This window comes from Stenotrophomonas sp. 28608_Sma (assembly GCF_056486185.1).
In genome coordinates, this window is the sequence record NZ_CM151308.1 from 3,739,713 (window position 1) to 3,761,844 (window position 22,132).

18 protein-coding genes and 1 riboswitch are annotated in these 22,132 nt (G+C 65.2%); of the genes, 11 read left to right on the forward strand and 7 right to left on the reverse strand.

Going from position 1 to position 22,132, the window contains the following annotated elements; genetic code table 11:
* Positions 1-55: 55 nt before the first annotated feature.
* A riboswitch (SAM riboswitch) is annotated at positions 56-174 on the reverse strand.
* 149 nt (positions 175-323) lie between these two features.
* The 4 genes from ACZLHH_RS17680 to ACZLHH_RS17695 all read left to right on the forward strand — a co-directional run bounded on the left by ACZLHH_RS17680 (position 324) and on the right by ACZLHH_RS17695 (position 5,788).
* On the forward strand, positions 324-1,208 hold the full coding sequence (locus ACZLHH_RS17680; RefSeq protein ID WP_071228094.1) for a M23 family metallopeptidase: 885 nt from the start codon (positions 324-326) through the stop codon (positions 1,206-1,208).
* A 66-nt stretch (positions 1,209-1,274) separates the two neighbouring features.
* On the forward strand, positions 1,275-2,879 hold the full coding sequence (locus ACZLHH_RS17685) for a peptide chain release factor 3 (protein ID WP_014038155.1): 1,605 nt from the start codon (positions 1,275-1,277) through the stop codon (positions 2,877-2,879).
* A gap of 213 nt (positions 2,880-3,092) precedes the next feature.
* Positions 3,093-3,731: a PAQR family membrane homeostasis protein TrhA gene (gene trhA, locus ACZLHH_RS17690; protein WP_005410682.1), complete on the forward strand. Its 639-nt coding sequence runs from the start codon at positions 3,093-3,095 to the stop codon at positions 3,729-3,731.
* 83 nt (positions 3,732-3,814) lie between these two features.
* Positions 3,815-5,788 carry an AsmA family protein gene (locus ACZLHH_RS17695; RefSeq protein ID WP_180844182.1) on the forward strand — a complete coding sequence of 658 codons (1,974 nt, stop codon included), beginning with the start codon at positions 3,815-3,817 and terminating at the stop codon, positions 5,786-5,788.
* Between the two features lie 187 nt (positions 5,789-5,975).
* On the opposite strand, the gene ACZLHH_RS17700 is transcribed toward ACZLHH_RS17695, so the two are convergent.
* From ACZLHH_RS17700 to mtgA, 4 genes are all read right to left on the reverse strand, one after another.
* A complete protein-coding gene (locus ACZLHH_RS17700) occupies positions 5,976-6,890 on the reverse strand; it encodes an IS110 family RNA-guided transposase (protein WP_180844144.1) in 915 nt (304 codons plus the stop codon).
* Positions 6,891-7,584: 694 nt separating this feature from the next.
* Complete coding sequence (locus ACZLHH_RS17705) at positions 7,585-8,016, reverse strand: CBS domain-containing protein (protein ID WP_019336409.1); 432 nt, start codon at positions 8,014-8,016, stop codon at positions 7,585-7,587.
* Positions 7,976-8,995 (reverse strand): glycosyltransferase family 2 protein, encoded by a 1,020-nt coding sequence (locus ACZLHH_RS17710; RefSeq protein WP_049401430.1) that lies wholly within the window; start codon positions 8,993-8,995, stop codon positions 7,976-7,978. The genes ACZLHH_RS17705 and ACZLHH_RS17710 overlap by 41 nt, the downstream gene beginning before the upstream one ends.
* A gap of 57 nt (positions 8,996-9,052) precedes the next feature.
* Entirely contained in the window at positions 9,053-9,802 is a 750-nt protein-coding gene (gene mtgA / locus ACZLHH_RS17715) for a monofunctional biosynthetic peptidoglycan transglycosylase (protein ID WP_032130069.1), read from the reverse strand.
* 77 nt (positions 9,803-9,879) lie between these two features.
* Here mtgA and hslO point away from each other — a divergent pair, with 77 nt between their 5' ends.
* The 3 genes from hslO (at position 9,880) to ACZLHH_RS17730 (ending at position 14,874) form a co-directional block, all read left to right on the forward strand.
* On the forward strand, positions 9,880-10,773 hold the full coding sequence (hslO, locus tag ACZLHH_RS17720; protein WP_032130068.1) for an Hsp33 family molecular chaperone HslO: 894 nt from the start codon (positions 9,880-9,882) through the stop codon (positions 10,771-10,773).
* Positions 10,774-10,889: 116 nt separating this feature from the next.
* Positions 10,890-11,738, forward strand: coding sequence for an XOO1806 family protein (locus tag ACZLHH_RS17725; protein WP_049420960.1), 849 nt, complete (start codon positions 10,890-10,892; stop codon positions 11,736-11,738).
* A gap of 382 nt (positions 11,739-12,120) precedes the next feature.
* Positions 12,121-14,874, forward strand: a complete 2,754-nt coding sequence (locus tag ACZLHH_RS17730) for a TonB-dependent receptor plug domain-containing protein (protein ID WP_049401415.1) — start codon at positions 12,121-12,123, stop codon at positions 14,872-14,874.
* A 150-nt stretch (positions 14,875-15,024) separates the two neighbouring features.
* On the opposite strand, the gene ACZLHH_RS17735 is transcribed toward ACZLHH_RS17730, so the two are convergent.
* On the reverse strand, positions 15,025-15,627 hold the full coding sequence (locus ACZLHH_RS17735; protein ID WP_006464233.1) for a TetR/AcrR family transcriptional regulator: 603 nt from the start codon (positions 15,625-15,627) through the stop codon (positions 15,025-15,027).
* A 141-nt stretch (positions 15,628-15,768) separates the two neighbouring features.
* Between ACZLHH_RS17735 and ACZLHH_RS17740 the strand changes: the two genes are divergently transcribed.
* From ACZLHH_RS17740 to ACZLHH_RS17755, 4 genes are all read left to right on the forward strand, one after another.
* Positions 15,769-16,686, forward strand: coding sequence for an alpha/beta fold hydrolase (locus ACZLHH_RS17740; protein WP_071228205.1), 918 nt, complete (start codon positions 15,769-15,771; stop codon positions 16,684-16,686).
* Positions 16,683-19,160 (forward strand): acyl-CoA dehydrogenase, encoded by a 2,478-nt coding sequence (locus ACZLHH_RS17745; RefSeq protein WP_032130064.1) that lies wholly within the window; start codon positions 16,683-16,685, stop codon positions 19,158-19,160. The genes ACZLHH_RS17740 and ACZLHH_RS17745 overlap by 4 nt, the downstream gene beginning before the upstream one ends.
* A 75-nt stretch (positions 19,161-19,235) precedes the next feature.
* Positions 19,236-19,715 carry a hotdog fold domain-containing protein gene (locus ACZLHH_RS17750; RefSeq protein WP_180845387.1) on the forward strand — a complete coding sequence of 160 codons (480 nt, stop codon included), beginning with the start codon at positions 19,236-19,238 and terminating at the stop codon, positions 19,713-19,715.
* A 27-nt stretch (positions 19,716-19,742) separates the two neighbouring features.
* A complete protein-coding gene (locus tag ACZLHH_RS17755) occupies positions 19,743-20,126 on the forward strand; it encodes a hypothetical protein (protein ID WP_256200917.1) in 384 nt (127 codons plus the stop codon).
* Positions 20,127-20,155: 29 nt separating this feature from the next.
* On the opposite strand, the gene ACZLHH_RS17760 is transcribed toward ACZLHH_RS17755, so the two are convergent.
* Both ACZLHH_RS17760 and ACZLHH_RS17765 read right to left on the reverse strand, forming a co-directional pair.
* Entirely contained in the window at positions 20,156-20,503 is a 348-nt protein-coding gene (locus ACZLHH_RS17760) for a DUF1304 domain-containing protein (protein WP_180845388.1), read from the reverse strand.
* 78 nt (positions 20,504-20,581) lie between these two features.
* Positions 20,582-21,910, reverse strand: a complete 1,329-nt coding sequence (locus tag ACZLHH_RS17765) for an NTP/NDP exchange transporter (protein ID WP_180845389.1) — start codon at positions 21,908-21,910, stop codon at positions 20,582-20,584.
* Positions 21,911-22,132: the final 222 nt, after the last annotated feature.

The following is a 22,132-nucleotide window of genomic DNA, read 5'->3' on the forward strand; positions in this document are numbered from 1 at the left end:
GGCCATCGAGCCTTCGCGGGGCCCGCGTTCGAGATGCACGTGGGGTGCATGGTTCGAACCATCTTTCGGCGGACGCCACGGTCCCCGCAGGATTTGGCACCTACGCAGACGCTTTCGCATCCGCGGGCTGCCCCGGCTTCAAAGGGCCTGTCCCTCTGCCGGTCTCGATGGTGGAGCCACGATGCCAGCCCTTTCCGGCACTGTCAATCCCTTCATGCGGATAAAGCGATGAATATTTTCAACGTGACTATGCGAAGGCGGTCGCGGTCGTCCTGTTCAGGATCGGCTACAGTCCCGGCGGTCCCTACCCTCTGGAACCACTGATGCTGCGCCTGCCCCTGACCTGCCTGCTGATGTCCCTGCTGGCGAGCACGACGGCCAGCGCCGGTGACTGGCGCCAGGGCTGGGGACTGGTTTCCCCCGCCACCCCAACCACCCACGCTGGCAGTGCCGAGGGCGCCGCCCCCATGGCCCGGCTGCGCCTGCAGCCGGTCGGCACGCAATGGCAGGCCCGGATCGACAATGGGCTGGCAGGACCGCTGCAGATCGAACTGCGCGCTGCACCCGGACGCCCGGTCGAAGGGCTGCCGCTGCAATCGCTGATCCAGGGCGACAGCAGCCTGGTGGTCGGCCACCTGCCCGCCCCGCTCGATGGCCGCACGCTGGATCTGCGCCTGCAGTCGGTGCCGGGCAACCCGGCCGCACAGGCCGAAGATGTCGCCTATCGCCTGCCTTTCGATGCGGCCCGTCCGCGCGTGGACCAGGCGCCGCAGGGCCGGTTCAGCCACGATGACGAGGAGAACCGCGATGCGGTCGACTTCGCACTGCCGGAGGGCACGCTGGTGCTGGCCGCGCGCGAGGGCACGGTGATGCAGATCCAGGATGGTTTTCGTGGCAACGGCCAGGACCGCGAACGTGATGGTGCCCGCGCCAACTTCATCCGTGTGCTGCACAGCGACGGCAGCATGGCGCTGTACGGCCACCTGCAGGCCGGCGGCATGCGCGTGCGTCGCGGCCAGGCGGTGGGGGCCGGGCAGCCGCTCGGCCTGTCAGGCAACAGCGGCTTCAGCAGCGCGCCGCACCTGCACTTCGTGGTGCAGGTCAACCGCGGCATGGGCCTGCGCTCGGTGCCGGCACGCATCTTCGCCGAACAGGGCCAACTGCAGTTCGCCCGCCAGGACAAGGTCGAGGGCGGCATCGGGCGCTGAACGGCCCCGGCCGGTATAATCGGGCGCTTATCTCTTTGAAAAGCGCCCCGGGCGGGCGCCACTGCCATGTCCGAAGTCGCCAACGAAGCGTCGCGTCGCCGCACCTTCGCCATCATCTCCCACCCTGACGCCGGCAAGACCACGCTGACCGAAAAGCTGCTGCTGTTCGGAGGCGCGATCCAGATGGCCGGTTCGGTCAAGGGCCGCAAGGCCGCCCGCCACGCCACCTCCGACTGGATGGCGCTGGAAAAGGAGCGCGGCATCTCCGTAACCTCCTCGGTGATGCAGTTCCCGTACGAAGGCAAGATCGTCAACCTGCTCGACACCCCCGGCCACGCCGACTTCGGCGAGGACACCTACCGCGTGCTGACCGCGGTGGACTCGGCGCTGATGGTGATCGACGTGGCCAAGGGCGTGGAAGAGCGCACCATCAAGCTGATGGAAGTCTGCCGCCTGCGCGACACCCCGATCATGACCTTCATCAACAAGCTCGACCGCGAGGGCAAGGACCCGATCGAGCTGCTGGATGAAGTGGAAACCGTGCTGGGCATCCAGTGCGCGCCGGTGACCTGGCCGATCGGCATGGGCCAGCGCCTGAAGGGCGTGGTCCACCTGCTGACCGGCGAAGTGCACCTGTACGAACCGGGCCGCAACTTCACCCGCCAGGACTCGACCATCTTCCCGTCCATCGATGCGCCCGGCCTGGCCGAGAAGATCGGTGCACAGATGCTGGCCGACCTGCGCGACGAACTGGAACTGGTGCAGGGCGCCAGCCATCCGTTCGACCTGGACGCCTACCGCGCCGGCAAGCAGACCCCGGTGTTCTTCGGCTCGGGCGTGAACAATTTCGGCGTGCAGCCGCTGCTGGACTTCTTCGTCGAACATGCCCCGTCGCCGCAGGCGCGTTCCACCACCGGCCGCGAGATCGCCCCGGAAGAGAACAAGCTGACCGGCTTCGTTTTCAAGATCCAGGCCAACATGGACCCGCAGCACCGTGACCGCGTGGCGTTCATGCGGGTCTGCTCGGGCCGCTTCAGCGCCGGCATGAAGACCTTCCACGTGCGCACCGGCAAGGAAATGAAGCTGGCCAACGCGCTGACCTTCATGGCCAGCGACCGCGAGATCGCCGCCGAGGCGTGGCCGGGCGATGTGATCGGCATCCACAACCACGGCACCATTTCCATCGGCGATACCTTCACCGAAGGCGAAGCAGTCACCTTCACCGGCATCCCCAACTTCGCCCCGGAACTGTTCCGCCGCGCACGCCTGCGCGATCCGCTCAAGCTCAAGCAGCTGCAGAAGGGCCTGGCCCAGCTGTCCGAAGAAGGTGCGACCCAGTTCTTCCGCCCGCTGACCAGCAACGACCTGATCCTGGGTGCGGTCGGCGTGCTGCAGTTCGACGTGGCCGCCTACCGCCTGAAGGACGAGTACGGCGTGGAAGCCACCTTCGAGCCGGTCAGCGTGACCACTGCGCGTTGGGTCCACTGCAGCAACGAGAAGAAGCTGGAAGAGTTCCGCGAGAAGAATGCGCTGAACCTGGCGCTGGATGCGGCCGGCCACCTGGTCTACCTGGCACCGACCCGGGTCAACCTGCAGCTGGCCCAGGAACGCTCGCCGGACGTGCGCTTCTCGGCCACCCGCGAAGCGGCGCATACGGTTTCGGTGGGCTGATGCCAGCGGGCCGGATCCCTTTCCGCAAGGAAAGGGCTCTGCCCCGGCCGTCGCGGGTGGTTCATCCACGCATGGCGTGGATCTACCGCTCACGGATTCATCGGCGCAACGCAGGGATTCACCCACCATACGGTGACGGGCGTGCACACGGCGGCCATCGCGGCGATGATAGGGGGACGCGGGTCCCCCTCCCCGTGAACGATGCCCATGCCCATGTCCACGACGTCCATTGCTTCGATCCGTGAAGAAATCGCCAGCGCCCTGACCCATGGCCTGGGCGCGGTGTTCGCCCTGGCAGCCAGCGCGGTGCTGATCACCCTGGCTGCGATCTACGGCGACGGCTGGCAGCTGGCCAGTGCGATCGTATTCGGTATCGCGCTGTTGCTGCTGTACACCGCCTCCACCCTGTATCACGCCATCCAGCATCCGGTCGCCAAGGGCCGCTTGAAGGTGTTCGACCACTGTGCGATCTACGTGCTGATCGCGGGCACCTATACCCCGTTCACCCTGATCGGCCTGCGTGGTCCGTGGGGCTGGGGCCTGTTCACCGCGATCTGGGCGCTGGCGCTGGGCGGCGTGGTGTTCAAGCTGTTCTACACCGGCCGCTTCAAGGTGCTCTCAACGGTGATCTACATCGCCATGGGCTGGCTGGTGGTCGTGGCGATCAAGCCGATGTGGGCTTCGATCGACGGCGGCACCCTCACCTGGCTGTTCGCCGGTGGCCTGTCGTACACGCTGGGGACCTACTTCTACCACCGTGAATCGATCCCGTATTCGCATGCGATCTGGCACCTGTTCGTGATCGGTGGCAGCGTCTGCCACTTCGTCGCGGTCACCATGCAGGTGCTGTAAACCAGCGTTCGAACGCGGCGTGTGCACACCACGCACATGGACGCTTCGCGCCCTGTCCACGAAGAGGGGGCAACCATGGCGGCGTGAATGCTGCCGCCTCCCCTGCCGCAAAGCGCACGGCCCGCTGGCGCCTCCGCCGCCCCGGCCCACGAGGCCGGCGCTGGCTCACGATCCTGATCTTCCTGCTGGCGGCACTCCTGCTGCTGATCGCGCTGTGGGACTGGAACTGGTTCAAGGGACCGGTTGAGCGCGCGGTGCAGGCACGCACCGGCCGTGCGCTGCACATCGGGAACCTTGATGTCGACCTCGGCCGCACCAGTACGATCCGCGCCGATGCGATCACCTTCGCCAATGCCAGCTGGGCGAAGCAACCCGATATGGCCACCGCAGACCGCGTCGAGATCGACGTGCGGGTGTGGCCGCTGCTGCGCGGCAGCGTGCAGCTGCCCGAAGTGCGCCTGACCCGCCCGGACGTGCTGCTGGAAACCGCCCCGCGCAAGGGCGAACCGGGCAACTGGGATTTCCTCGGTGACAGCGCCGGCGGGACCAGCCCCCAGCTCAAACGGCTGCGCATCGATGACGGTCGCCTGCAGTTCCTCGACGCGCTCGGCCGTACCGATATCCGCGTGGACGTGAGCAGCGGCCGGCCGAAACAGGCCGATGCGGCGCCACCGCTGCTGGTACAGGGCAAGGGACACTGGCAGGGCAATCCGTTCACCCTGCGTGGCGGCACGGAATCACCGCTGGAGCTGACCGACAGCGACCATCCGTTCCGCATCCATCTCGATGGCCGAGCAGGCGCCACCCACGCGGTAGCCAGTGGCACGCTGACCAACCCCTTCCAGCTGCGCGTGTTCGATCTGCAGTTTGCGCTCAGCGGCCAGGACCTCGCCGACCTCTATCCGCTGCTCGGCATTGCCATTCCGCCGTCGCCACCCTATGCGTTGAACGGCCGGCTCAAGCGTGACCACAACGTCTGGCGCTACGACGCCTTCACCGGCAAGGTCGGCGACAGCGACCTCGGTGGCAATCTGCAGTTCGAAGTGGGCGGTGCGCGGCCGCGGCTGACCGCCACGCTGGAATCCAAGCGCCTGGACTTCGATGACCTTGCCGGCTTCGTCGGTGCCCCACCGAAAACCGGCGGCGGTGAAACCGCCAACGCCGAACAGAAGGCCGAGGCCGCACGGGTTGCCGCCCGCGCACGCGTGCTGCCCGACACACCCTACAACCTCGGCAAGCTGCGCGCGATGGATGCCGACGTGCGCTGGAAGGCCCACCGCATCAACGCGCCATCGCTGCCATTGGATGACATGGATGCGCACCTGTTGCTGGATGACGGCGTACTGCGGCTGGACCCGCTGAACTTCGGCGTGGCCGGAGGCGATATCCGCAGCACGATCCGCATGGACGCGCGCCGTCCGCAGATCAGCACCGCCCTGAAGGCCAGCGTGCGCGGCGTGCAGCTCGGCCAGCTGTTTCCGGACGCGAAACTGGCCGAGCAGGCCAAGGGCGGCATCGGCGGCGAGGTGGACCTGAGCGGCCGCGGCAACTCGATCGCCGCGATGCTCGGCAGCAGCAGTGGCAAGGTCGGCCTGGCGATGGGCCGCGGCCATGTCGGCAACCTGGTGATGGAACTTGCAGGGCTGGACATCACCGAATCACTGAAATTCCTGGTGACCGGCGACAAACAGATTCCCCTGCGCTGCGCCTTCGCCGACTTCGGCGTGCGCGACGGCCTGATGACCAGCCAGGCGCTGGCGGTGGACACTACCGATACGATCCTCATCGGCGAAGGCACGGTCAGCCTGCGCGACGAGACCCTGGACCTGCTGCTGAAACCGCGCCCGAAGGACAAGAGCATCCTGGTACTGCGCTCGCCGCTGCACATCTCCGGCACCTTCAAGGATCCCTCGTTCCGCCCGGACTTCAAGGCATTGGGGATTCGTGGCGCGGTGGCCCTGGTACTGGGCAGCATTGCCCCGCCGGCGGCGTTGCTGGCGACCATCGAACTGGGGCCGGGCAAGGATGCCGACTGCGGGGGGCAGTATGCGAAGTAGGGTTACAGCGTTGTTCGCGGCGCCTCTTTTCCCGCGCGTAGAGCCGGAGCAAGGCGACAGGCAGGACACGCCGTAAATACGTCCCTGTAGCAACTGTGTTGCTGGAGAGTCTCAGGCCCGTCAGGTAAACGGGCACGGTAGTGCCGGCCGCTGGCCGGCAGCCTTTGGTCTTTCGCCCTGGCTCGCCTCAGGCGGGGACTAGCTCGCTTTCAGCGTCGCGCACACGGGCGTTGAGGATGACCAGCATCTTCCGCATTACTGCCACGATGGCCACCTTGCCTTCCTTGCCGCGGGCTCGTAGCGACTGGTAAAAATCGCGCAGCCGAGGTTCATGCCGCATGGCCGACATTGCCGCCATGTAGAGCACTTGCCGGATTTCGGCTCTTCCACCGTGGATGCTTCGTTTTCCTCTCATCGTGCCGCTGTCGTGGGACATCGGGGCTACCCCGACCAGGCTGGCGATGCGCTTGCCAGTGATCCTGCCAAGCTCTGGCAGATAGCTGGCTAGAACTGCCTGCAGCACAGGCCCTACGCCCTTCATCGACTTCAGCATCTTCAGTTGAGGCTGCTGACCAACCTGCTCGACGATCTGCTTGCCCAGACGCTCAACCAACGTTTGTAGGCGGGTGATGTTGCCCTGCAGTAGTCGGCGCAGTTCACGATCAAGCACCATTTCCTGCTGCTGCCGCGCGATGGTCAGGGCGTCCATCGCCTGCCGACGTGCCCGAACGAACTCCCGCATCTTCTGCTGCCAAGACTGCAGCGGCTGATAGGGAGGCAGCTTCACCAGGGCGGCCATCTGCGCCAACGCGTAGGCATCCAAACGGTCGGTTTTGGCAATCTGACCCAACCCCTGAGCCAGTTTCCGGGCGCGCAAGGCATTGGCACGGACCACCGGATGACCGGCCTTGTGCAGGAAATCCAGCACCGGCTGCTCATAGCCACCTGTGGCTTCAAGCACGATCTGGCGGGTCGGACGCTTCTTCAGCCAAACATCCAGTTCAGAAAACCCGGAGCGGTTGTTGCCGACCTGCAGGGTTTCTCCGTCCGTCGTACCGATATCCAGCTGACGCTTGCTGACATCAATCCCGATCCCGTTCATCACCTGACTCCGTATAGTCTGGAAGGGTCGAGAGCTCCCCCGCTTGCCCAGTCTTATCGCTTCGAGTGGTCGCTCCAGCAACTGTTCGGGCGGATCAAGGGAGATTCCGGCGTGGGCGCCAAGCTACATGGCGATCGTCGCGATCCTGGTTACGGATCGTCGAGATCTAGGCTCGCACGGCGGCCCACGCCGGCTCTCGACGCCTACGCTGCCAGATTCCGATCAGATAAGGCTCGGTCGGCGCATCCATGCGCCTCACGGTCCTGCCTGCCGCCTTGCTTCGGCTCCGGACAGGTTCCTGCGCGCGGAACGAGAGCGGAAATTCAAAGTCAGAAGAAAAAAGCAAATTCAAAAGCTGTTGCCAACCAAGGTTGGCAGCTACCAAAGGCGAGGCACCGCGCATGTGCGCACCGCGCTCGCAGGAACGTGTCCAGAGGCGGAGGGTGCGGCTGGGCAGGACCGTGAGGCGCATGGATGCGCCGATCGAGCCCCCCATGGGTGAGGACGCTTTGCTTGCGAAGCACTGCTTCGCAAGCGCCCGAACGCACAGCCGCCAGCGGCTGGGCCGGACCGCGGAGCGGGGTTTACGGCGTGTCCTGCACGGCCATGCCCTCCGCCCTCCGACGTAGCAGGAAGGCGCGGCTTTGAGCTTCGAAAAGCGGGCCGGCGGGCCGCAGGCCCGCCAGCGAACAACTCACCCTGCCACGATGTACTGCTGCAGCTGATCCAGCTCGCGCCGCTGCGCATCGATCACCGACTTCACCAGGTCGCCGATGGAAATCACCCCCAGCACCTGTGCCCCCTCCACCACTGGCAGGTGGCGGATGCGGTAGTCGGTCACCAGCTGCAGGCAGTGCTCCACCTGCTCGCCCGGCGAGACCGTCACCACCTTCGCCGTCATGATCTCGGCCACCGCCGTATCCCGCGACGAACGATCACGCAGCACGATCTTGCGCGCGTAATCGCGCTCCGAAAGGATCCCGACCAGCCGCGGACCGTCCATCACCAGCACCGCGCCAATGCCCTTTTCCGCCATCAACCGGATCGCATCGATCACCGCCGCATCCGGCGCGACCGCATGTACTTCAGGAGACTTGCCGTCCAACAGTTGCCGTACCGTGGTCATCTGCCTGCCCTCCGAGGGTGGGTTGCAGGGCCGAGTCTGCCACGGCGGATGCTAGCCACGCGTCAACCAGGTACAACGGGCGCTGCTTGGATTCCTCGTACAGCCGTCCCAGGTACTCGCCGATCAGGCCCAGCGCGATCAACTGCACCCCGCCCAGGAACAGGATCACCGCCATCATCGTCGGCCAACCCGCCACCCGGTCACCGTACAGGGCCGCCTTGGCAATCACCCACACGCCGAATACGAAGGCCACCGCCGCCGTTGCCAGGCCCATGTAGGTCGCCGCCCGCAGGGGAACGGTCGAGAACCCGGTGATGCCCTCCAGCGCGAAGTTCCACAGCCGCCACAGGCTGAACTTGCTGGAGCCGGCCACCCGCGCGTGACGGTGGTAGGGCACAGCAATACGCTTGAATCCGACCCAGCTGAAAAGGCCCTTCATGAAGCGGTGGCGTTCACGCATCTCGCGCAGCGCACTCAGCGCGCGTGGCGACAACAGACGGAAATCACCGGTGTCGGCAGGGATCGGCGTGCGTGACAGGCGACCGATCACCCGATAGAACGCCGCCGCCGTGGCGCGCTTGATCCAGGCTTCGCCATCGCGGGCCATGCGTGTGCCATAGACGTTGTCATGGCCCTCGCGCCAGCGCGCAACGAACTGCGGCACCAGTTCCGGCGGGTCCTGGCCATCGGCATCCAGGATCATCGCCGCGCCGTCGCGCACCAGATCCAGGCCGGCAGTCAGCGCGGCCTCCTTGCCGAAATTGCGCGACAGCTTCAACGCCGATACGCGCGCGTCGTCCTGCGCCAATCCTGCGATCACCTGCCAGGTACCGTCGTGGCTGCCATCGTCCACATACAGGATGTGGCCATCGATGTCGGGCATTCCGTCCAGCACCGCACACAGGCGGGGATGCAGGCACGGCAGCGCCTGCTCCTCGTTGTAGGCGGCGATGACGAAAGTAAGGCGTTCGCGGTTCATGCCCGGATTGTACGTTGCCTGCAGGTGCATGGCCTGCCGCCCCGAGGGCAGGTGTCCTCAGTCTTCCGACAGGTAAGCCGCGCCGCCCAGCTGCCGTGCCTGGCGCTGGATCCATGCCGCGCGCCGCTGCACGTACGGCCCTGGCTTTGCCGCGTTGTAGCGCCGCGGTGCCGGCAACACCGCCGCCAGCCGTGCACTCTCGGCCGGACTCAAGCGGGACGCATCCTTGCCCCAGAACGTCTGCGCCGCCGCCTGCGCGCCATAGACGCCGTCGCCGAACTCGGCGATGTTGGCGTACATCTCCAGGATCCGTTCCTTCGGCCACAGTGCTTCGATCAGCACCGTGTACCAGACTTCCAAGCCTTTGCGGATCCAGCTGCGGCCCTGCCAGAGGAACAGGTTCTTGGCGACCTGCTGGCTGATCGTGCTGGCCCCCCGCAGGCGTCCGCCCTTGGCGTTGTGGTCGCGGGCCTTCTCGATGGCCTGCAGGTCGAAGCCATTGTGGTCGGGGAAGCGCTGGTCCTCCGCGGCCACCAGTGAGATCGGCAGGCTCGCTGCCATCTGGTCCAGGTCGCGCCACTGGTAATGCAGGCGATAGGACCAGTCGGCCTCCCCCAATGCCTCGCCATAGCGCCATAGCATGACCGTGGATACCGGCGGGTCGATGAACCGCAGCACCAGTACCTGCAGGCAGCTGAAAGCGGCCAGCAGCAGCGGCAGCCAGAGCAGCCGTTTCCAGCGCCAGCGCCTGCGGCGCGGGACTTCCGCGATGGCCTCCACCTTGTGCTGCTCTCCCCCTGCCCCCATTACTGGTGCATCCTTCTTCTATCCGGTTGTCGGCGCATTATCCGGCAACCGCCCTCGTTTACGCGCGATGTGAGCCGATGACCGCCAACCCCGATTCCCTGATCCGCTTCCTGCTTCCCGACGCTGGCGTCCGTGGCGTCCACGTGCGCCTGCAGGCGACCTGGCAGGAGATCCTGTCCCACGCCGAGTACCCGGATACCGCCGCCGAACTGCTCGGCGAGGCCTGCGTGGCCTCGGCGCTGTTCACCGGCCACACCAAGATCGATGGCCGCCTTTCGATCCAGCTGCGCAGCAGCACCGCGCTGCGCACCCTGTTTGCCGAGTGCACCGCCGCCGGTACCCTGCGCGGCATCGCCCAGCTCAGCGACGGCGCCGATGCGCCGCGCGACCTGTCCAGCCTGGGTGATGACGCCCTGCTCGCGATCACCATCGAGAACCCGGGCCTGGACCCGCGCGAGCCGCAGCGCTACCAGAGCCTGGTCGCGCTGACCGCACCGGAGCTGGACGAGGCCTTCGAGGACTACTTCCGCCAGTCCGAACAACTGCCGACCCGCCTGCTGCTGGCCGCCGACCGCAACGGCGCCGCCGGCCTGCTGCTGCAGAAGCTGCCGGGCGACGAGGGTGACGAGGACGGCTGGGCGCGTGCCAGCGCCCTGTTCGAGACCCTGGGCAAAGCCGAGCTGCTGGCGACCCCGGCCGAGCAGCTGCTGCACCGCCTGTTCCACGAAGAGAAGCCGGAACTGATGGGCGGCAAGCCGCTGTCCTTCGCCTGCTCCTGTTCCCGCGAGCGGGTCGCGTCGATGCTGCAGTCGCTGGGCGAGGACGAGGCCCGTGCCGCAGCCGCGGACACCGGCGCCGTCGAGGTCCGTTGCGAATTCTGCGGGCGGGAGTATCACTTTCCTTTGACGGAGTTCGGCATACTGTTCCACGGTGCCGAGGGGACTGTACCGGCGCCTGAACGGCTTCAGTAAACGGCTTGTCTTGCATCTGGGGGGATCAAGGCTTGTTAAGAATTCATAAACACCCTAGGATCAAGTTCCCGTCTCCGCGGGAACTTCCGTTGTCCGTCCCTGTCTGAACTGGTCCGATGCGTACCTTCCTGCGTCTACCGCTGGCCCTGCTGATCGCCCTTGGCGCGATCACGGGCGTGCATGCGCAGAGCAAGGACACCCGGACCGTGCTGCCGGTATGGAACAAGGGCAGCGGCAAGGTCGAGGCCCTGCTGTACCTGGAGCCCACCGGTGAACAGGCCGCCGGCGCCCGCTGGCACTTCGGCCGCAACTCGCTGGATGCGGCCTTCGGCCTGTCCTCCGGCGATTCGCTGGGCCTGCTCTGCAACAGCAGCAGCGGGACCAGCATGAGCGGCCTGGCCAGTCACTGCATGCTGGCCAGCCTGGGTGACGACGACGACCTCAACAGCCGCCGCTTCACCGGTACCGCCGCGCTGAACCGCGGCAGCAGCCGTCTCGGCATCACCGCCGGCACCGGCCGTGAAACGCTGCCGGCGTGGCTGTCCGGCCCGAACAAGACCCCCTCGCTGCGCGCCGAGCAGAACGACCTGACCGTATTCGCGCAGAAGAACATCGGCCGCGAGGGCTTTGTCTCGATTGCCGGTACCTACGCCAAGGCGCGCCTGGTGCCGCTGGCCGACGCCGCACCGTCCATCGTCGACCGCTGGGACAGCAAGAGCCTGAGCATCGGCGCCGGGTACGGCAATTTCACCGGCAGCATCATCGGCCGCGTGATCGATGTGCCGGGCAAGCCCGGCAAGTGGGAGGGCCTGGGCATCGGCCTGACCTGGCGTACCCCGTGGTCTGGCCAGCTTACTGTTGGCGCCGAGAACGTGATCAGCCGCGGCAAGAATCCGTTCTCCCCGCGCAATGAAAGCAACGACGACGGCACTGTGCCGTATGTGCGTTACGAACAGGATCTCTGACCCCCCCACGCGGGCCCTCCTGCAGTGACTTCTCCCGGGCGCCGAAAGGCGCCCGTTGCGTATGCGCGATCGTGATACACGCAGAGCGCTTTTCGACGAATTGGATACCGCGCAATTCACGTCGACACACTGCGATACACATCAACGGAAACTTTTTTCGTCACTTTGCGCTAACAAACGAGACAGAGTGATGTCACCTGCGATTCAACCCCTTGATTTCGTGCATCAATTTTCATTTTTACCAAAATCATAGACTTGATTAACGCAGCTTTAATTCTTGGCGAACGCCCGCTACTATCGGCTCAGCCTCGCGATTTGGGAGCGCTTTTCGCTCCCCCGCCGGGCATTAACCCAGCCAAGATTTCTTGGAGAGAGAGAGCCAATGAATTTCCAGTCCAACAAGCTGCGCGATGCCGTTCTGGTCGCGCTCGTTGCCGGTGTGGCGTCCACTGCCACCGCCCAGGCCCAGGAAGCGACCAACCTTGACCGCATCTCGGTCACCGGTTCGCGCATCAAGAGCACCGACATCGAAACCTCGCAGCCGGTCCTGAGCCTGACCCGCGCCGACATCGACAAGCAGGGCGTGACTTCGGTCGCCGACATCCTGCAGCGCGTTGCCGCCAACGGTGCCGCCCTGAACCGTACCTACAACAACGGCGGTGACGGTTCTGCCGGCGTCAGCCTGCGCAACCTGGGTTCCGAGCGCACTCTGGTGCTGGTCAATGGCCGCCGCTGGACCACCGGCCTGGATGGCAGCGTCGACCTGAACACCATCCCGACCGCGATGATCGAGCGCATCGACATCCTGAAGGACGGCGCATCGACCATCTACGGTTCGGACGCGATCGCCGGCGTGGTGAACATCATCACCAAGCAGAACTTCGATGGCGCGGAAGCCAACTTCTACAAGGGCCAGTACAGCGCCGGTGACGGCGACCGCGAAGCGGCCGACTTCACTCTGGGCACCACCACTGACCGCGCTTCGCTGGTGCTGGGCGTCTCCTACGTCAACGAAAAGGCCGTGATGGCCGGCGATCGCAAGATCTCCGCCGGTGGCCCGCCTTTCTTCAGCGGCCAGAGCAGCACCGGTATTCCGGGTTCGTATCTGCGTAACGACGAGCGTTACATCATCCTCAACGGCGTTGAAACGCCGTTCGATCCCAATGTTCACGGCTACAACACCGCGCCGGACAACTACCTGCTGACCCCCAACGAGCGCACCTCGCTGTTCGCGGTGGGTTCTTACAACGTTACCGACAACATCACCTTCCGCACCGAGGCGATGTACAACGAACGCAAGTCCGAACAGCTGCTGGCTGCCATGCCGGTCACCGGCCAGCGCCTCAGCGCGGGCAGCATGTACAATCCGTACGGCGTTGATCTGACTGGCGTCGCGCGCCGCTTCAACGAAACCGGTGGACGTTCGTTCAACCAGAACGTCAAGAACTGGCACTTCTACGGTGGTTTCGAGGGCTTCTTCGAATTCGCCGACCGCAATTTCGACTGGGATGTCGGCTACCGCTACGACAAGACCGACCAGAACGATCTGACCTACGGCCTGTTCAACAAGCAGCGTCTGGCCGAGGCATATGGTCCCTCGGCGATCCGCGATGGCAAGGCTGTGTGCCTCAACTCCGCTGGCGCAATCATTCCGGGCTGCGCCCCGATCAATCCGCTGGGTGGGATGGGTTCGATCTCGCAGGAGGCACTGGATTACACCTCGTTCACCGCGCATGACTCCGCCAGCCTGGTGTCCAAGGGTTATTACGCCAACATCTCCGGCGAAATCGTGCAGCTGCCGGCGGGTGCATTGGGCTTCGCAGCTGGTTACGAATATCGCAAGGAAACCGGTCAGTTCGATCCGGACGCCTTCATCGCCTCTGGCCTGAGCACCGGCAACGGAGCATCCCCCACCAAGGGTAGCTATGACCTGGACGAGTTCTTCCTGGAACTGTCGATCCCGGTGCTGGCTGACCTGCCGGGCGCCAAGCTGCTCGACTTCAGCGCGGCAACCCGCTACTCGAAGTACAGCAACTTCGGCAACACCACCAACAACAAGTTCGGTTTCCGCTGGAAGCCGATCGACGACCTAATGGTGCGTGGTAACTACTCGGAAGGCTTCCGCGCCCCGAGCATCAACAACCTGTATCGCGGTGATGCTGACTCGTTCGAGAGCTACATCGATCCGTGCTCCTCAACGTCTGGTCGCCGTACCGGCGCTATCGCGGCACAATGTGCGGCAGAGGGCGTGCCGATCGGCTTCGTTCAGCCGGGCGCTGGTAGTGGTGCGAAGCAGACTCCTGAGCCGTTCACCTGGCAGGCCAACCCGAACCTGAAGCCGGAAACCTCGACCAGCAAGACGCTGGGCCTGGTGTGGAGCCCAAGCTTCGTGCAGGGTCTGAACGTGACCCTGGACTGGTGGCAGATCAAGATCGAGGACGCCATCACCCGTCCGGCCATCCAGGACATCATGGATCGTTGCTATGGCGGCACCGCGCAGGAGCAGGCAGCCAACTGCGGCCTGATCACGCGTGACCCGAACTACGGCAGCACCAACCAGCGTTACACCATCACCAACGTCAACATGCCGCTGCAGAACCTGGCGTCGTACAAGGTGGAAGGTTGGGATCTGGGCATCCTGTACAAGTTGCCGGAAACTTCGATCGGCCAGTTCACCATCACTCTGGACGGCACCTACCTGTCCAAGTGGGATACCAAGTCGACTCAGGATGCTCCGATCGAGGGTCGCCAGGGACGCTATCTCGACCAGGATCCGTACTGGCGCATCCGTTCCAATCTGTATGTGGACTGGTCCTACGGGGACTTCGGGGTCAACTACGGCATTCGTTACAAGTCCGGCATGACCGAACCGTGCCCGTTTGATCCAGTCAAGGAACCGGAAACCTTCGCATACTGCTCTGATGGCGCGAAGGGAACGAACCACATTGGTGCCACGACCTACCACGACATCCAGTTCCGCTACAACACGCCGTGGAAGGGCACCATCATGGTCGGCCTGAACAACGCGTGGGACAAGAGCCCGCCGGTTTCGTACTACACCTCGTACAACATGTTCGACCCGCAGTACGACCTGCCGGGCCGCTACATGTACATGCAGTACAAGCAGAAGTTCTGATCGATCCACTGATCAGCTGATGCAGCAACGGCCCCGCAAGGGGCCGTTGTTCTTTGTGCCTCCGGCAATACGTGGATGGCACGCAAGGATGGCACGCAAGAAAAAAGCCGCGGCAATGCCGCGGCTTTCTCGTGACCAGTACGGCGATCTTCAACCGTTCGGAATCAGCGTCTCGATGAGATGCTCGACATAGGCCTCGAAATCCTCGCGCGCCTGCTTGGGCTGCTGCAACTGCAGCGACAGCTGGAGGAAGCCGACATAGGCCGCGTACGCCAGGCGTGCGCGGTGGCGCGCATCGGTCGAGCTGAGCCCTGCCTGGCGGAACGAAGCGATCAGATAGTCGAGGCGGCGCTGCGACACGCGGTCGATCACCGGACGCACCATCGGATGGTCCAATGCCTTCAGCAGCTCGCTGTAGATGATGTGCGGCTGCACTTCATGCGCCACCATCTGGAACAGCTGGCGCAGGCGCACGCGCGGGTCCGGTACGTCTTCCAGGCTGCCGAACACCTGTTCCTGTTCGAACAGTTCCCAGCGTTCCAGCGCGGCCTGCAGCAAGGCGTCACGCGAGGGGAAATGCCAATAGAAACTGCCCTTGGTCACGCCGAGGCGCCGCGCCAGCGGTTCCACCGCAACGGCGCCTACGCCTTGTTCAGCAATCAGGTCGAGGGCCGCCTGGGCCCAGTCTTCGGCACTCAGGCGGCTGTTGCGGCCGGCGCGCGGTTCGCCGGCGGAAGCGTCAGGTTGATTCATGGGCTGATTTAACCATACGCCGGGGTTCGTTGCAGTACGCCGTTGCGGGCGAAACCGTCAAAGGGCTCTCCCGCAGGGCTGCCGCACCGCACCATACGATGCAGTATTGACTTCCCTCACAAGCGATCCATACTAGCAAGTATGGTTACGTCCCCTACTCCCGCTGCGTTCCATGACCTGGACCTGGAGGCGGCCCATGGTGCCCGCCTCGCCGCCACTGCCAGCGACCACGGTCGTCGTGGCCGGGTGCTGTTCGCGCACGGTTTCGGCCAGACCCGTCACGCCTGGAATGCCACCGCGCGTGCCCTGTCTGCAGCCGGCCTGCAGACGCTGGCTTATGACGCACGTGGTCACGGCGATTCGGACTGGAATGCCGCCGACCTGCCCTATCACGGCGAACAGTTCGCCGATGACCTGATCGTGCTGGCCGGTGAACAGCCGCGCCCGCCGGTGCTGGTTGCGGCCTCGATGGGGGGCCTGTTCGGCCTGCTGGCCGAGTCGCGCTGGCCGGGCCTGTTCTCGGCGATGGTGCTGGTCGACATCACCCCGCGCTGGGATACCGCCGGTGTCGAGCGCATCCTCGCCTTCATGACCGCCCATCCCGACGGCTTCGCCTCGCTGAGCCAGGCTGCCGACGTGATCTCGGCCTACATGCCGCACCGTCCGCGCAAATCCGAGCAGTCGCTGCGCGCGCTGCTGCGCGAAGACGGTCACGGCCGCTGGCGCTGGCACTGGGATCCGCGCCTGGTGGCCGAACTGGCCCGCGACAGCGAACAGCACCAGGACGCACTGGCCGAAGCCGCGCGCCAGGTGAAGTGCCCGCTGCTGCTGGTCAGCGGTGGTCGCAGCGACCTGGTCACGCCGCAGACCGTGGCCGAATTCCTGGCGTTGGCGCCGCACGCGCGTCATGTACAGCTGCCGCAGGCCACGCACATGGTCGCCGGCGATGACAACGACGCCTTTACCGCTACTGTGTTGGACTATCTGGACGTGTTGCCCGCAGCAGACGCTGCGGCTTCGTCCGCCACAAACGAGCACGTCACCGGAGCACGCTCATGAGCATCGTTCTTCCCTTCCTCGCCCTGCTGCTGGCAGGCGCGTTCGTCGCCTACCACCGCATGCGGCTGGTTACCTGGACGCTGATCAGCGTGGCCCTGCTGGCCGCCTGCTGGTTCATTCCCTACGTCAACCAGACCGCCACGATCGTCGCAGCCGCTGTATTGGCCGTCATCGCCGTGCCGCTGCTGCTGCCGTTCATCCGCAAGCCGCTGCTGACCGGCCCGATGATGAAGGTGTTCCGCAAGGTGCTGCCGCCACTATCGCAGACCGAGCGCATCGCGCTGGAAACCGGCTCGGTCGGTTTCGAGGGTGAACTGTTCACCGGTGATCCGGACTGGAACATCCTGCTCAACTATCCCAAGCCGCAGCTGACCGCCGAAGAACAGGCCTTCCTCGATGGCCCGGTGGAAGAGCTGTGCACCATGGTCAACGACTGGGAAATCACCCACGTCCACGCCGACCTGCCGCCGGAACTGTGGGCCTTCATCAAGAAGAACAAGTTCTTCGGCATGATCATCCCGAAGGAGTACGGCGGCCTGGGCTTCTCTGCGCTGGCCCACCACAAGGTGATCCAGAAGCTGGCGTCGGTGTCTTCGGTGGTCAGCTCCACCGTCGGCGTGCCCAACTCGCTGGGCCCGGGTGAACTGCTGGTGCATTACGGCACCCAGGAACAGAAGGACCAGTATCTGCCGCGCCTGGCCGATGGCCGCGAAGTGCCGTGCTTCGGCCTGACCGGTCCGTTCGCCGGCTCCGACGCCACCTCGATTCCGGACTACGGCATCGTCTGCAAGGGCGAGTGGAACGGCGAGCAGGTGCTCGGCGTCAAGCTGACCTTCGACAAGCGCTACATCACCCTGGCCCCGGTCGCTTCGCTGATCGGCCTGGCCTTCCGCATGTACGATCCGGATGGCCTGATCGGCGATACCCGCGACATCGGCATCACCCTGGGCCTGCTGCCGCGCGACACCGCCGGCGTTGAAATCGGCCGTCGCCACTTCCCGCTGAACTCGACGTTCCAGAACGGTCCGATCCGCGGCAAGGACGTGTTCATTCCGCTGACCCAGCTGATCGGTGGCGCTGCCATGGCCGGCAAGGGCTGGAACATGCTCAACGAGTGCCTGGCCGTGGGTCGCTCGATCACCCTGCCGTCCACCGCCAGCGGCGGTGCCAAGGCCGGTGCCGCGGTGACCGGCGCCTATGCGCGCATCCGCAAGCAGTTCGGCCTGTCGGTCGGCCGCTTCGAAGGTGTGGAAGAAGCGCTGGCCCGCATCGGCGGCAAGGCCTACAAGATCAGTGCGCTGTCGCAGGCCACCGCCGCGGCGGTTGACCGTGGTGACGTGCCGTCGGTGCCGTCGGCGATCGCCAAGTACCACTGCACCAACATGAGCCGCGAAGTGATCTCGGACATGATGGACGTGATCGGCGGCAAGGGCATCATCCTGGGGCCGCGCAACTTCGCCGGCCGCAGCTGGCAGGCCGCGCCGATCGCGATCACCGTGGAAGGCGCCAACATCATGACCCGCAGCCTGCTGATCTTCGGCCAGGGTGCGATCCTCTGCCACCCGTGGGTGCTGAAGGAAATGAAGGCTGCGCAGGATCCGGATACCCGTGCCGGTCTGCAGGAGTTCGATCGCAGCCTGTTCGGCCACATCCGCTATGGCCTCTCCAATGCCGTGCGTTCGTTCTGGTTCGGCCTGACCGGTGCACGCTTCGGTGCTGCCCCGGGTGACGCCTACACCCGCCGCTACTTCCGCAAGCTGGACCGTTACTCGGCCAACCTGGCGCTGATGGCCGACATCTCGATGATGACCCTCGGCGGCAAGCTGAAGTTCAAGGAATCGCTGTCCGGCCGCCTGGGCGATGTGCTGAGCCACGTCTACATGACCAGCGCCATGCTCAAGCGCTACCACGACGAAGGCGCACCGCAGGCCGACCAGCCGCTGCTGGCCTGGGCCTTCCATGACAGCGTGCACAAGATCGAAGAATCGCTGTCGGCCGCGCTGCGCAACTTCCCGATCCGTCCGATCGGCTGGCTGATGTGGGCGTTGATCTTCCCGCTGGGCCGTCGTGCCGAGGCCCCCGGCGACCGCCTGAGCCGCCGTGTTGCAGCTCTGCTGATGGCGCCGAACGAAGCCCGCGACCGTCTGGCCAGCGGCGTGTTCCTGACCCCGTGCGAGAACAACCCGGGCGGTCGTATCAACAGCTACCTGAGCAAGGCGATCATGGCCGAGCCGGTGGAGCGCAAGTTCCTGAAGGCGCTGAAGAGCAAGGGCATCGAAGCGCTGGACTTCAAGAGCCAGCTGGACGAGGCCGTGGCCGAAGGCGTGATCACCCAGGACGAGCGCAGCCTGCTGGAAGAACTGCGTACGCTGACCCTGGACACCATCACCGTGGACGACTTCGACACCCACGAACTGCGCGCGGCCAGCTACTACGACCGCCAGCACAAGGACCCGCATTCGCAGGCGGCCTGATCGCCCGCGACACGCGTTGCCACGACGGCGGGCCTCGGCCCGCCGTCGCTTTATCCGCCGACCGGAACATCAACCATGTCCACGCCCCTGCTCTCGCTTTACCACCGCCTGCAGCGCTGGCCTGCCGGCAACTGGCTGTTCTCGCGCGCGGTGTGCTTCAAGGCGCCCTACTTCGCCAGCATCGCACCCACCATCACCGCACTGGAGCCAGGCCGCTGCGAAGGCGTGATCCGCCAGCACCGCCGCATCAACAACCACATCGGCACGGTACATGCGATCGCGATGTGCAACCTGGCCGAGCTGGTCGGCGGGGTGATGGTGGACGCCAGCCTGCCGGCAGACATGCGCTGGATCCCCAAGGGCATGGAAGTGAAATACCAGGCCAAGGCCTTGGGCACGTTGAAGGCCGTGGCGACGCCAGTGTTGTCCATCGTCAGTGCTGCGGACGGCTACGACCTGCCCGTGAAGGTCAGCGTGACCGATGCGGCAGGGACCGAGGTGTTCCATGCGACCATCGCAATGTGGGTATCGCCGCGCCCTCCGCGCACAGGCTGATCAACCATGACGACCGCTGAACTGCTTGTGCGCCTGGCAGGCATTCACAGCCTGGGGTTTGCCGCCTTCCATCTGGCGTTCTGGCGGCTGTTCGGCTGGAAACGCGAGCTCGCCCAGCTCGGCACGGTCAACCGCGCGATCATGCAGATCCTCAATCTGCGCGTGATCTATGTGTTCCTGGGAATGGGGCTGATCGCGCTGATCTTTGCCCCGGACCTGGTCGGCACTCGTCTGGGGTTGGTCCTGCTGGGTTTCATGGCGGTGTTCTGGGTGGGCCGCGCGCTTGAACAATTCGTCTTCCTGCGCATCAACGACTGGCGCGTACACCTGCTGACGGGCCTGTTCGTGCTGGGTGCGGCGCTGCATGCCGTGCCAATGTGGCTGGGCTTCATGCGCGCCATCAGCCGCTGAGCGGCGGCGCCTGCCAGCACGCGCCCACGTCAGAGCGCTCGCGACACCAGCGCCAGAATGGCCGGTACGGCCTGGATCATGAAAATGCGCCGGCTCACGCTGTACGCGCCATAGCACCCGGCCACCACCACGCAGGCCAGCGAGAACGTCACCAGCACCGGCTGATCGATCACCAGCCCCACCACGATGCCCGCCGCCAGGAAGCCGTTGTACAGGCCCTGGTTGGCCGCCAGCACGCGCGTGGTCTCTGCCTTCTCGGGCGTGTTGCCGAAGGTCTTCAGGCCCAGCGGGCGGGTCCACAGGAACATCTCCAGCACCAGGAAATAGACGTGCAGCAGGGCGACCAGCAGGGTCAGGGCGAGTGCGATCCAGTACATGGGCGGTTCCTTGGATAGATGAATGGGGTGATGGGGTCAGAGCCCTCTCCGTGGGAGAGGGAGCCGACCCCGCGCGGCTCAGCGGTCGCGCGGCAGCTTCTTTTCTTCGCGCAGCACACCGAATGCGGCGGCGGTCATGCACGCGGCAACGACCACGCCGCCGATGAACACCACGTGTGAACCAAACAGCGACAAGCCCTTGTGCACCCACGCAAAGCTCAGGTCCGCGCCGCGGTACACCACGGTATCGATGGCCGCACCGGCCTTGTAGCGCCACTGCCGGTCCACGCGGGTATAGATGGTTTCGCGTGCCGGCTTGGCCAATGCGAACTCGCTGGCGCGGGTCATCACCTGCACCACTGCGACCATCAACGGCATGGGTGAAGCGGCAAGCACCGAAAAGCCGATCAGGATCGCAAAACCAGGGATCAACAGGGCCGGCGCGATACCGTGGCGCGACAGCAGCCAGCGGGTCAGGCCGAGCTGCATCAGCAGCGCCAGTGCGTTCACCGCCAGGTCGATACGCGAGAAGAAGGCCGTGGCAGCGCCTGCATCGTTGAACGCCGCACGCACGATGCTGGCCTGCTGGTTGTACAGCAGGGTGCCCACGCCCACGCCGAACACCACCATGATCGCCAGCCAGCGCAGCAACGGCTCACGCACGATCAGTTTCAGACCGTCCAGCACGCTGCCCCCCATCGGCTGCTCGCCGGATACCAGCTGCTGCTCCTGCTCACGCAGCACCGCCCAGTGCCGTAGCCGCCAGATGCTCAACAGGCAGATGGCGAGGAATCCAGCCGAGACCAGCATCAGGTTGGCGATGCCCAGACGCTGCACCAGGGCACCGGTGATGATCGGCCCGAGAAAGGCACCGATGGTGCCGGCCGCGCCGATGTAACCGTAGAAGGCTCGTGCCTGCGCGTTGGAAAACACATCGGCCATGAAGCTCCAGAACACCGCCACCGCGAACAGGTTGAAGACGGTGATCCAGAAAAAGAACGCCATGCCGCGGCCCGGCACACCGCTGTCGAACAGTACGTAGAAACCCAGCAAGGTGACGATGAAGAACCCATACACCGCCGGCAGGAACACCCGCCGTGGGAAGCGGCTGACCAGCCAGCCGTACACCGGCTGCAGCACCAGCATGATCACGAACACGCAGGAGAACAGGAACTGCAGGACGAAATCCTTCAGCGCGATGCCATGACTGGCGAACCAGGCGATCAGCATCGGCGGGAACACCGTTTCCAGGTCGGCCGAGGCGGCCATCGCCTCCCGCACCGGGCGCAGCACGTAGTAGCCGCTGAGCAGGCAGAAGAAGTACAGGAACGACCACCACAGCGCCGGCGACTCACGCAGTGCCGCCGTCAGCCCACGCAACGGCCCCTTGCCCTTCACCGCGCTCACGCGGTGTCCCTCGCCAGAAGACGGCGGTTGGACAGCGGCATGGCAGGCTCCGGGGGCGGTGAAGCGCGTACGTTAGCCAATGCACTGCAACATCGCCAGCAGCAGCCACGCAGAAGGCCGCAACGCAGTGTCACGGCCCCGCCCGGACGACACGTTCCGATACATGCTTTCGGGGCGTCAAAATTCCAACTTTTTCAACGAGATGCGCATTCATCTTCGCTT